The sequence below is a fragment of the Citrifermentans bremense R1 genome (assembly GCF_000426865.1).
Classification (GTDB): domain Bacteria; phylum Desulfobacterota; class Desulfuromonadia; order Geobacterales; family Geobacteraceae; genus Geomonas; species Geomonas bremensis.
In genome coordinates this window covers 1-11,945 of the sequence record NZ_AUGE01000052.1, presented here as the reverse complement: position 1 = coordinate 11,945, position 11,945 = coordinate 1, and the positions used below count along the sequence as shown (strand labels likewise).

The 11,945-nt window shown below is 62.3% G+C and carries 6 protein-coding genes and 2 pseudogenes; all 8 read left to right on the top strand.

The annotated features are described in order from the left end of the window. Window positions 1-261 (top strand): annotated as a pseudogene (locus tag K419_RS23920) (methyl-accepting chemotaxis protein); the annotation flags it as partial. A 395-nt stretch (window positions 262-656) separates the two neighbouring features. Then, the gene (locus tag K419_RS0118240) at window positions 657-1,265 is read left to right on the top strand and encodes a CheR family methyltransferase (protein ID WP_026842813.1); all 609 of its coding nucleotides are present in this window, start codon (window positions 657-659) and stop codon (window positions 1,263-1,265) included. After that, on the top strand, window positions 1,266-1,865 hold the full coding sequence (locus K419_RS0118235; RefSeq protein ID WP_026842812.1) for an MBL fold metallo-hydrolase: 600 nt from the start codon (window positions 1,266-1,268) through the stop codon (window positions 1,863-1,865). 181 nt (window positions 1,866-2,046) lie between these two features. Further along, window positions 2,047-2,541: pseudogene (locus K419_RS24525) on the top strand (MCP four helix bundle domain-containing protein); the annotation flags it as partial. 81 nt (window positions 2,542-2,622) lie between these two features. After that, window positions 2,623-5,196 carry a methyl-accepting chemotaxis protein gene (locus K419_RS0118230; RefSeq protein ID WP_455423171.1) on the top strand — a complete coding sequence of 858 codons (2,574 nt, stop codon included), beginning with the start codon at window positions 2,623-2,625 and terminating at the stop codon, window positions 5,194-5,196. 202 nt (window positions 5,197-5,398) lie between these two features. Further along, window positions 5,399-5,749, top strand: a complete 351-nt coding sequence (locus K419_RS0118225; protein ID WP_026842810.1) for an STAS domain-containing protein — start codon at window positions 5,399-5,401, stop codon at window positions 5,747-5,749. 35 nt (window positions 5,750-5,784) lie between these two features. Further along, entirely contained in the window at window positions 5,785-7,884 is a 2,100-nt protein-coding gene (locus K419_RS0118220) for a chemotaxis protein CheA (protein WP_026842809.1), read from the top strand. Window positions 7,885-7,996: 112 nt separating this feature from the next. Then, window positions 7,997-11,836, top strand: coding sequence for a PocR ligand-binding domain-containing protein (locus tag K419_RS0118215; protein ID WP_026842808.1), 3,840 nt, complete (start codon window positions 7,997-7,999; stop codon window positions 11,834-11,836). The last annotated feature ends 109 nt before the right edge of the window (window positions 11,837-11,945 follow it).

Below are 11,945 nucleotides of genomic sequence, written 5' to 3'. Positions count from 1 at the left end.
CAGCAAAACGCCTCGGCCAGCGAGGAGATGGCGTCCACCGCGGAGGAACTCTCCTCCCAGTCGGCGCAGCTGCAGTCGACCATCTCCTTCTTCAGGGTCGACGTCTCCCATGCGCAGGCATCGAGGCCTCTTACCAAGTCGGTGGCGAAGAGCGAGGCGAAGGTGACCAAGCAGCCGCCGAAGGTGCAGACCAAGAAGGCGGTGGGACACGACATCGTCCTGAAAGAAACCGACAACGACAGCGACTTCGAGCGGTTTTAAGCGGAAAGCAGTTGGAGACAGGGGGACAAAGTCAGGAGACAGGGGGACAGGCACCTTGCGGAGCCAGTCCCCCTTAAGCGGAGCCTGTTCCCCCCATCAACCAGGAGTAAATTGATCTCGTTCCCAAGGTCCACCTTGGGAACGCAAGGCCTGCCGAAGCTCGTGCTTCCCTGGGGATGCAAAGCTCCAGCTTTGCGCCGCATTGGGTTCCCAAGCTGGAGCTTGGGAACCAGGAGAAGGCGGGAGGGGGGACTTTCCTCCCTGAAAGGAAAGCCCCGTTTCCATGGAGACGGGGCTTTTGTGTGGGCTTAATTTAATGCATGGCCCGCATCAAAGAGTTTCAGCAAACGTAAACGGCACCGATGTGATTATTATCAACCACACCAGGAGATCACATGGCCTTCACTTTTTTCATGCGGGACCAACCGACGCTCGAACACGCCGCCGACCACATGATCACCTACGCCTCGGGGCGGAGCAGGATCAAGATCTGGGACGCCGGCTGCGCGCTCGGGCAGGAAACCTACACCATCGCGATGATCTTCGCGGAGAAGATGAACTCCTTCGGGTTCAAGAACCTCCGCATCGACGCCACCGACTACGACAGCGCCAACAACTTCGGCGACGTGGTCAAGGCTGCCACCTACCCCTACGAGGAACTGCAGCGCACCCCGGTGCCGCTCTTCTCCAAGTACTTCGAGCCGGCGGAGAAGCCCGGCCAGCACCGGGTGGTGCAACTGCTGCGCGACAGGGTGGCCTTCCAGTACCACGACCTCCTCTCCCTCAAACCGGTCGGAAACGACTATTGCCTGGTGGTCTGCAAGAACGTCATGCTCCATTTCCAGTACAAGGAGCGAGTCGAGGTCTTCAGGATGTTCCACAAGGCCCTCGCTCCAGGCGGGTACCTGGCGACCGAAAATACGCAAAAGTTGCCGCAGGAGGTGAGCCACCTCTTCGAGCAGGTGGTGCCGGACGCCCAACTTTACAAGAAGGTCGGCGGCTAGGTGAAGATCCTCCCGTTACATAAAAGGCAGGGAACCTACAGCTGCAACTCCTACCTGATCCTCGGGGACTGGAACCGCATCGAGGACGTCAACACGGTGATCGACCCCGGGATAGACGGCTACATCGCCGAGGAGATCGACAGCATCTCCACCGGGTTCGGCAAGGTTCCGGTCCAGCAGGTGATCCTCACCCACAACCACTTCGACCACGGCGCCGGGGTGCCGGCGCTGAAACAGGCCTATGGCTGCAGGGTCTTCGCCTTCCAGGAAGGGCCCGACGTGGACGAAACGGTCAGGGGGGGGCAGTTTGTCAAGGCCGGCGACGATGTCCTGGAGGTGCTGCATACGCCCGGGCATTCCAGCGATTCAATCTGCCTCTACGCCCCTTCCCTGCGCGCCCTGTTCTCGGGCGACCTGCCGCTGCGGGTGAGAACGCCGGGCGGAAGCTTCACCCATGAATACCTGGCAGCGCTGCAGATCCTGAGCGGAAAGAGGATCGACCGGATCTACTCGGGGCACGACGAGCCGCTTCTTTACGGAGGAGGCGCCATGATAGCGCAGACCATCCGCCACGTGCTGGCGAGCAGGGTTACTGTATGAGTCGAGCCCCGCACTGAATCGGACGGGGCTGTTTTTGCCTTTAGAATAAAACGGAGCACTGTATACGATTTCTCCTACAGTCAGTGAGATTTCTGCCGATAGATCAGCTAAGTCAGCCCAAAGGGGATGGAGGGGCGCGCATCTATTTCGAAGCAGTACTAACTGGCACTAGGGGAGATTTATGACATGGTTTCACAATTTGAAGCTGGGCGCAAAATTGATGACCGGGTTTATCTCCGTCGCCCTCATAGCAGCGGTCATCGGCTATGTAGGCATCTGGAAGCTGAAGGCAATCGACGAGGCTGACAGAAAGCTGTACGAAAAGATCACTATCCCTATTTCCCAGCTCCAGGACATCTCCACCTCCTTCCAAAGAATTCGCATCAATATCCGCGATATGGTCGCGGCGACCGGTGCCGCCGACCGCAAAAACTTCGGCGACCGCATCATCCAGCTGCGCGAAGACATCAACAAGACCTCCGGCGAGTTCGAGAAGAGCATCATGACCGAAGAGGGACGCAAGCTCTTCGCCGAGTTCAAGCGGACCCGCGGCGTGTACGGCCCGCTGCTGGACCAGATGGTTCAACTGACCAAGGCGAACCGGACCCAGGAGGCGCACGCGCTGATGCTGGGGGAGGGCGCCAAGGCTGCCAAGGAGGAGCAGGCAGCTATAGACGCCCTGGTGGATGCCAAGCTCGCCCAGGCGAAGCTGACCGCCGACGGCAACAACGCCCTTGCCAAGAGCGCCACCACCATCATGCTGGCCCTGATCGCGGCCGGGGTGCTCCTCGCGGTCGCCCTCGGGTACTTCATCACCAGGCTGGTGCAGGGACAACTGGGAGCGGACCCCAAAGAGGTGAGCGAGGTGGCGAGCCGGGTCGCGAAAGGTGACATGTCGGTCGCCATAGATCTCGCCGGGAAGAAAGGGGACAGCGTGATGGCCGCCATGCACACCATGGTGGAGTCCATCAAGGCGCTGGTCGCCGACGCGGCCATGCTCTCCGAGGCGGCCGTCGCCGGAAAGCTTGCCACCCGCGCCGACGCCGGGAAGCACGAAGGGGACTTCAGGAAGATCGTCAGCGGGGTGAACGATACCCTCGACGCGGTGATCGGGCCGCTGAACGTGGCCGCCGAGTACGTGGACCGGATCTCGAAAGGGGACATCCCCCCAAGTATCACCGACAGCTACAACGGCGACTTCAACGAGATCAAGAACAACGTGAACCAGTGCGTGGAGACGTTGAACGCGCTGATCTCGGACATGAACAACATGTCGGCCCAGCACGACCTTGGGGACATCGACGTGCAGATCGAGGCCGAGAGCTACCAGGGGGTCTACCGGGAGATGGCGACCGGGGTGAACAACATGGTGAGCGGCCACATCGCGGTGAAGAAGAAGGCGATGGCCTGCATCGGCGAGTTCGGGCGCGGCAACTTCGAGGCGCCGCTGGAGCAGTTCCCGGGGAAGAAGGCCTTTATCAACGACACCATCGAGCAGGTGCGGGCGAACCTGAAGGCGCTGATAGCCGACGCCAACATGCTCTCGGAGGCGGCCGTCGCCGGAAAGCTAGCCACCCGCGCCGACGCCGGGAAGCACCAGGGGGACTTCCGCAGAATCGTGCAGGGGGTGAACGAGACGCTGGACGCGGTGATCGGCCCGCTGAACGTGGCGGCGGAGTACGTGGATCGCATCTCCAAAGGGGACATTCCCCCGAGGATCACCGACAGCTACAACGGCGACTTCAACGAGATCAAGCTGAACCTCAACAACTGCATCGACATCATGAACAACCTCCTTTTGGAAGCGGACAAAGTGGTGCGTGCCGCGGCGGAGGGAAGGCTTGAGGAGCGCGCCAACCCGGAACTGTTTGTCGGCGGCTGGAAGGAACTTGTCGTAGGGGTGAACAACATCGTCGCGAACATCGTAAATCCGCTAATGGTCACGGCCGATTATGTCGATAAGGTAGCAAAAGGCGTGATACCGCCGGCGATCGTGACGGAGTACAAGGGGCAGTACAACATCATCAAGGAGAACCTGAACGCGGTGGTGAAGATGATGAACGAGCTTTTGGAGCAGACGGACATCATCATCAAGGCTGCGGCGGACGGAGAGCTCGACCGGCGGGCCGACGCCTCGCTCTTCGTTGGGGGGTGGAACAAGCTGGTGGCAGGGGTGAACGACACGGTCACCAACATCGTCAACCCGCTCATGGTGACGGCCGACCACGTGGACCGCATCGCCAAGGGCGACATGCCCCCGACCATAACGGCCGAGTCCAAAGGGCAGTACAACCTGATCAAGAACAACCTGAACGTGCTGATCGAGGCGATCAACAAGATAACGGACGCGGCCAAGGAGGTCTCCAACGGGAACCTGATGGTGACCCTGAAGGAGCGCTCCGGGAACGACGAGCTGATCCAGGCGCTCTCGGCCATGGTCGGGAAGATCACCGAGGTGGTGACCGAGGTGAAGCAGGCGGCGGACAACGTCGCCAGCGGGAGCGTTCAGCTCTCGGCGAACGCCCAGTCCATGTCGGAAGGGGCCTCGCAGCAGGCGGCGGCGGCCGAGGAGGCTTCCTCCTCCATGGAGGAGATGTCGGCCAACATCAGGCAGAACGCGGACAACGCCCAGCAGACCGAGAAGATAGCGGTGAAATCCTCCGAGGACGCGAAGGAAGGGGGGAAAGCGGTGGCCGAGACGGTGCAGGCGATGAAGGACATCGCCGGGAAGATCTCCATCATCGAGGAGATCGCGCGCCAGACCAACATGCTGGCCCTGAACGCGGCCATCGAGGCGGCGCGCGCGGGCGAGCACGGCAAGGGGTTCGCGGTGGTGGCAAGCGAGGTGAGAAAGCTCGCCGAGAGAAGCCAGGTGGCGGCGGGGGAGATCTCGGAGCTCTCCGTTTCCAGCGTCGAGGTGGCAGAGAAGGCGGGGGAGATGCTCTCCGGCATCCTCCCAGACATCCAGAAGACGGCGGAGCTGGTGCAGGAGATCAACGCCTCCAGCAAGGAACAGGACACCGGCGCGCAGCAGATCAACAAGGCGATCCAGCAGCTGGACCAGGTGATCCAGCAAAACGCGTCCGCCAGCGAGGAGATGGCCTCCACGGCGGAGGAGCTCTCTTCCCAGTCGGCGCAGCTGCAGTCGACCATAGCCTTCTTCAGGGTCGACAATTCCGCCGCCGGAGCGCATCAGGCGGTGAAGCATCTTACCAAGTCCGTCTCGAAGGGTGCCGTTAAGGTCAAGCAGACGCCCTTGACCAAGCGCGCTATGGGGCACGACCTGGCCATGTCCGATCCGGAGCAGGACACGGAGTTCGAAAGGTTTTAAAACCGACCGGCCGGGGGAGCGGCTGCCGCTCCCCCGGCCGGTGCATCGCCAGCACAGATTTCCACTGACGCCGGACTTCCTTCGCGATCTTGACATGCGACAGCGGGTGCCGGTTATTCAGCTTTAGCACCAGATCCAGGCGGCAGGCACGAAACGCCGGGGCGCCTGAAGCGAGAGACGAGGCTATAGGAGGGGGAGAAGTATGGCTACCCAGTTGCTGAAGATCACCAAGAAGAAAGATGTGACCCTGGTGGCGATCAACGGGGCTATGACCATCGGTCAGGCGTCGGAGTTGAAGGCGGGTCTCTTGAAGGCTTTCGAGACGGGAAAGCCGGTGGAGATACAGCTTGCCGGGGTGACGGAGGTGGACGTGACCGGGCTGCAGCTTATCTGCAGCGCGCACAGAAGCTCGGTGGAACGGGGGTGTGTGCTGACGGTTTCCGGGGCCGAGGCCGAGGATTTATCCCGCGTGGCCCAACAAGCCGGCATGCTGCGCCACGTCGGGTGCACCCACGACGTGACCAATACCTGCGTCTGGAAAACGGATGACTGAGATGAACATCAAGCTGCGGCAAAAGGGGGGGGACCATGCAGGATAATTTTATCCAGGCCTTCAAGGACGAGGCGAGGGAACTCCTGGCGGACCTGGAGGATGCGCTCCTGGAGATGGAGGAGAATCCGGGAGACCTTGGCATCGTCGGTCGCGTCTTCCGTACCATGCACACCATCAAGGGGTCCGGGGCCATGTTCGGCTTCGACGACATCGCGGCCTTCACCCACAACGTGGAGACCGTGTACGACCTGGTGCGCAACGGGGAGCTGGCCGTCAGCAAGGAGCTGGTCACCCTGAGCCTGGAGGCGCGGGACCGCATCCTCGCCATGCTGGAGGCGGCCGAGTGCGGAGCTGAGGTGGACCAGGGGCTAAACGACCGGGTCATCGAGCGTTTCCGGGCGCTGCTCCCCGGCGGCTCGGCCGGAGCAGGCTCCTCCCACGCTCCCGCCGCGGCACCGGCACCGGCACCGGAAGCGCAGGAGGCTGTCACCTACCGGATCCGGTTCCGTCCCGCCCCGGGGATCTTCAGCTCCGGGATCAATCCGCTCTCCCTGATCGCCGAGATGCAGGAACTCGGCCCCTGCACCGTGGTGGCGCATGCCTCCTCGATAGAGCCCCTGGAGAGCTTCGAGCCCGAGCAGTGCCACCTTTTCTGGGACATCATCCTCACTACCTCCGCGGGGGAAGACGCCATCAAAGACGTCTTCATCTTCGTCATCGACGACTGCGAGATCTCTATTACCGCGATCGACGACGGCTCCAGGCAGGACGAGTACAAGAAGCTGGGGCAGATCCTCATCGAGCGCGGCGACATGACGGCGCAGCAGATGGAGGCGATCCTGGGGCGCCAGAAGAGGTTCGGCGAGCTTGCCGTGGAAGCGGGGGTGGTCGATGCCGAAACGGTGACCTCGGCCCTTTTGGAGCAGCGCCACGTCAAGGAGGTGCGCCAGGAGCGGCAGTCGCAGGGGCAGGGACAGGACGGCGCGTCGAGCATCAGGGTGGCCGCCGAGAAGCTGGACGTGCTGGTCAACCTGGTGGGGGAACTGGTCACCGTGCAGGCGCGGCTCAGCATGGTGGCCCAGGAGCTCAAGAAGCACGCCGAACTGGTCTCGGTGGCCGAGGAGGTGGAGCGGCTCACCAACGACCTGAGGGACAACGCGCTCGACATCAGGATGCTCCCGATCGGCGCCACCTTCTCCAAATTCAAGCGGCTGGTGAGGGATCTCTCCTCGGAACTGGGCAAGGAGATCGAGCTTACCACCGAAGGGGCGGAGACGGAGCTCGACAAGACCGTCATCGAAAAGCTGAACGATCCGCTGGTGCACGTGATACGCAACAGCATCGACCACGGCATAGAGACCCCGGAGGCCCGGGCCGCCAAGGGGAAACCCAGGGCCGGCACCATCAGGCTCTCCGCGGTCCACTCCGGCGACAGCGTGCTCATCACCATAAAAGACGACGGCGCTGGGCTTAACGCCGACGCCATCAGGGCCAAGGCGGTGGAGCACAAGATCATTCAGCCCACGGCGGAACTCACCGAGAAGGAGATCTGGAACCTCATCTTCGCCCCCGGTTTCTCAACGGCCGCCAAGGTCACCAGCGTCTCCGGGCGCGGCGTCGGCATGGACGTGGTGAAGCAGGCGATCGAGGGGCTGCGCGGCACCATCGACGTGAAGAGCTCGGCGGAGGGGACCAGCATCACGCTGAAGATCCCCCTCACCCTGGCCATCATCGAAAGCCTCCTGGTGCAGATCGGCAAGGACAGGTTCGTCTTGCCGCTCTCAATGGTGGACGAGTGCATCCTGCACTCCAAAGGGGATATCGACAAGAACCATGGGCGCGAGATCCTGATGGTGCGGGAGAAACTGGTCCCCTACGTCCCGCTCAGGAGGATGTTCCGTATCCCGGGGGACGCACCCGACATTCAGCAGGTGGTGATCTGCCAGCTGGAGGGAAAGCGGGTGGGCCTCTTGGTCGACTGGGTGATAGGCGAGCACCAGACGGTGATCAAATCGCTGGGGCGGATGTACCAGCAGGTCGAAGGGATGTCCGGGGCCACTATCCTCGGCGACGGCTCGGTCGCGCTCATTCTGGACGTACCGGCCATCATGCAGGCGGCGGAGCATGCGCCATGAGTGGTCCGATGCGTGCCTGCGCTGAGCCCGCAGCAGGCAACCGGGGAAGCTAAGGCAAACAATCCGCGGCGGAATCTGCGCCGGCGCGGCACACGGAATCCGGAGTCCACAGGTGAGGCGTCTCACTCTTTTACTCGCTGCGTTTTGCTTGCTTTTAGCCGCCTCCGCGGCTTTGGGCGCGGACTCCAAGGCGCGCACCATCCGGGTCGGCGCGTTCAATTTCTACCCCGGCATCTTTCAGCAGGATGGGAAGGTCCAGGGGATCTTCGTGGACCTGATCGGCGAGGTGGCCCGGCGCGAGGGATGGGAGGTCGAGTACCTCTACGGCGACTGGGCCGACGGCATCTCCCGCGTGAAGAAGGGGGAGGTCGACCTCCTCACCGCCGTCGCCTGGACCCCCGAGCGCTCCAAGTTCCTCGACTATGCGAAGACCCCTCTTCTGACCGTGTGGGGGGAGTTGTACGTCCGCCGCCAGTCCCAGCTGAGCAACCTGAAAGAGATCCAGGGGAAGAGCGTCGCCGTGATGAAGGCCGACTTCAACGGCGCGAGCTTCCGCAACATGATCGACAAGTTCGGCATCAGCTGCCGCTTCGTCGAGTACGGCAACTTCGAGCAGATCTTCGACGCCGTCTCCTCAGGCAAGGTGGACGCCGGCGTGGTCAACAACACCTTCGGCACCGCAAAACAATACCGGTACGGTCTCGCCTCCTCCGGGATCATCTTCAACCCCTTCGATATCTATCTCGCCGCCGGCAAGGGTGAAAACGACCAGGTGCTCGCCGCCTTGGACCGGTACCTGGCCGCCTGGCGCGCCGCAGCGGGCTCCCCCTACCACCTTGCGCTCAAACGCTGGTCCTACGGCAGCGCGGCCGCGGTCCACGTCACCCCCCATTGGCTCTTTCCCGCCTTGATCGGCTGCGTCCTCATCTGGGGGGCTGCGACGGCGTTCATCGTCCTTTTGCGCAGGCAGGTGACCCGCAAGACCCGGGAGATGGCGCGACAGTCGGAGGATCGCCTGAGAATCGAGGAGACCCTCTTCTTCATCAACGAGTGCGGCGCCCGCCAGCGCGAGGACCAGCTCCTTGCCGGTATCTGCCAGTACCTCTGCGCCTGCCTCGATACCGACTATGCCTTCGTCGGGGAGCTGTTGGCGGAGAAGGGGCGCATCAGGACCCGCAGTTTCCAAGGGCGCAACGGCGGGATCGAGGACCTGGAGTACGACCTTTTGGGCGCGCCTTGCCAGGAGGTGGTGGGTAAAACGCCTCGCCTGCACCCAAGCGGGGTCAGGGAGCTGTACCCGCTGCAGCGCATGCTGCAAGATCTGGAGGCGGAGGGGTACGGCGGCGTACCGCTCAGGGACAGCCAGGGGAAGGCGATCGGGGTCCTGGCCATCTTGAGCCGCCGGCCGCTGGCCAACCTCCCCATCATCGAGACCGTGCTCCAGATCGCCGGCGCGCGGGTGGCCCAGGAGCTGGAGGCGATGAGCCACCTGGAAGACCTGAACCTCAAGGACTTCACCATTGAGAACATCAACGACGCCGTCTATTGGGTGACGCCGCAGGGAAGTATCTGGTACGCGAACCATGCCGCTTCAGCCATGCTCGGCTACGGCAGGGAGGAGTTCTTCCGCATGGCGGTAGCCGAGCTGAACCCTGCCTACCCGATGGAGGTCTGGAACGGGTACTGGCAAGAGTTGAAACTGAAGGGGAGCCTGCAGTTGGAGACGGCGCATCGGGCGAAGGACGGCCGGATGGTCCCGGTGGAGATCACCTCCAACTACTTCAGTTACAACGGGACCGAGTTCAACTGCGCCACGGTGAGGGACATCACCGAGCGCAAGCGCATGGAGCTCGCTCTGGAGCACCGGCTGGCGGTTCTGACCGAGCCGATGGTGAACCTGGCCCGGATCACGGTGGAGGACCTCTTCGACTTGGAAGAGCTGCAGGCGATACAGGATAGCTTCGCCGAGTCCCACGGCGTCGCTTCCCTCATCACCGACGCGCAAGGGCGTCCCGTTACCCGCCCCAGCAATTTCTGCGAACTCTGCGAGGTGATACGCGGCACCGAGGCTGGGCTTGCCAACTGCAGGCACTCCGATGCCGCTCTGGTGGGAATGGGCCGGTCCGGCCCCTGCCTGCAGCCCTGCCTGAGCGGAGGACTCCTTGACGGCGGCGCGGGGATACACGTAGGCGGCTACCACGTGGGCAACTGGCTGGTGGGGCAGGTGCTGGACGACTCCTGCGACCTCGGGCGCATGGAGCGGTACGCAGACGAGATAGGGGCCGATCCGGTGCGCTACAGCGACGCGCTCTCCCGGGTTCGAAGAATGTCCAGGGAGCAGTTCGAGAAGGTGTGCCGCTCCCTGTACCAGATCGCGGGGCAGCTCTCCCGGATGGCGATCCAGAACGTGCAGCAGGCCCAGCATATCGCCGACCGCGTCCGCAGCGAGGAACTGCTGCTGGAATACCGCAAGGTGATCGAGTGCTCACAGGACCAGATCTGCGTCATTGACCGCGACTACCGCTACCGGATGGCCAACCGCTCCTTCTTGGAGTACCGGGGGCTGAGCCTGGATGATGTGGTGGGGCGGACCGTGGCGGAGGTGCTGGGTGAAGAGCTTTTTGCGGAGGTTAAGCCGCAGGTGGATGAGTGCCTGGCAGGAAAGGCGGTCAGCTTCGAGATCGAGACCGAATCGGCTCAGCAGGGGGCGCGCTCACTGGTGGTGGCCTACAACCCGATCGAGGATAAAAGCGGCAGCATCCGGGTGGCTTGCGTCATCAGCGATCAGACCGAAAAGAAACACCTGGGCGAGCAGTTAAGGCAGTCGCAGAAGATGGAGGCGGTCGGCCACCTGGCGGGCGGCATCGCCCACGACTTCAACAACATCCTGACTGTTATCGTCGGCTACGGGAACCTCCTGGAGATGGACGGGAGCCTGACCCCGCACCAGAAGGAGCAGGTGGAACAGATCGTCGCGGCCTCGGAGAGGGGTGCGCAGCTTACGCGCGGGCTTCTTACCTTCAGCCGCAGGCAGATCATGAACCCGTGCGTGCTCGACCTGAACGCGCTGGTGAACCAGATCCAGAAGTTCCTGTTGCGCATCATCGGCGAGGACATCCGACTCCGTTTCAATCCGCATCCCGACGCGCTCAACGTCTGGGCCGATGCAAGCCAACTGGAGCAGATCCTGATGAACCTCGCCACCAACGCCCGCGACGCCATGCCCCAGGGCGGCGGACTCTCCATCGAGACGGGGGTGCAGGAGATCGACGAGGCGTACGCCCGCTCCCAGGGGTACGGCAGCCCCGGACGCTACGCCTGCATGATGGTTTCCGACACCGGCGAGGGGATGGACCAAAAGACCCGGGAGCGGATTTTCGAGCCCTTCTTCTCCACCAAAGTGGTCGGCAAGGGGACCGGGCTCGGCATGTCCATCGTCTACGGCATCGTCAAGCAGCACAAGGGGTTCATCAACGTCTACAGCGAGCCGGGTGAAGGGACCGCCTTCAAGATCTACCTGCCGCTGATCGAAAGGGAAGCGGAGCGACAGGCGCGCCCCTACGCGAGCGATATCCCGAAGGTGGGGTCCGAGACCATCCTGCTGGCGGAGGACGATTCAGGGGTGAGGAGGCTGGTTGAATCGCTACTGGAGCAGTACGGCTATCACGTCATCCTGGCCGCGGACGGCAGCGAGTGCGTGCAGAAATACTTGGCACACCGGGACGAGATCTCGCTGATCCTGATGGACGTGATCATGCCCGGCAAGAACGGGCGCGAGGCGTTCGAAGAGATTCGTACCATCGACCCCAAGGCGAGGGTGCTCTACTCCAGCGGTTACACCGCCGACTTCATGAAGACCCGGGGCGTGTTCGAGGAGTCCGTCGACCTGGTCATGAAGCCGGTCCAGCCGATGGCGCTATTGAAAAAGGTGAGGGAGGTGCTGGATCGGTGAGGAGAGATAAAGACAGATAAAGATAAAGATAAAGATAAAGATAAAGATAAAGATAAAGATAAAGATAAAGATAAAGATAAAGATAAAGATAAAGATAAAGATAAAGATA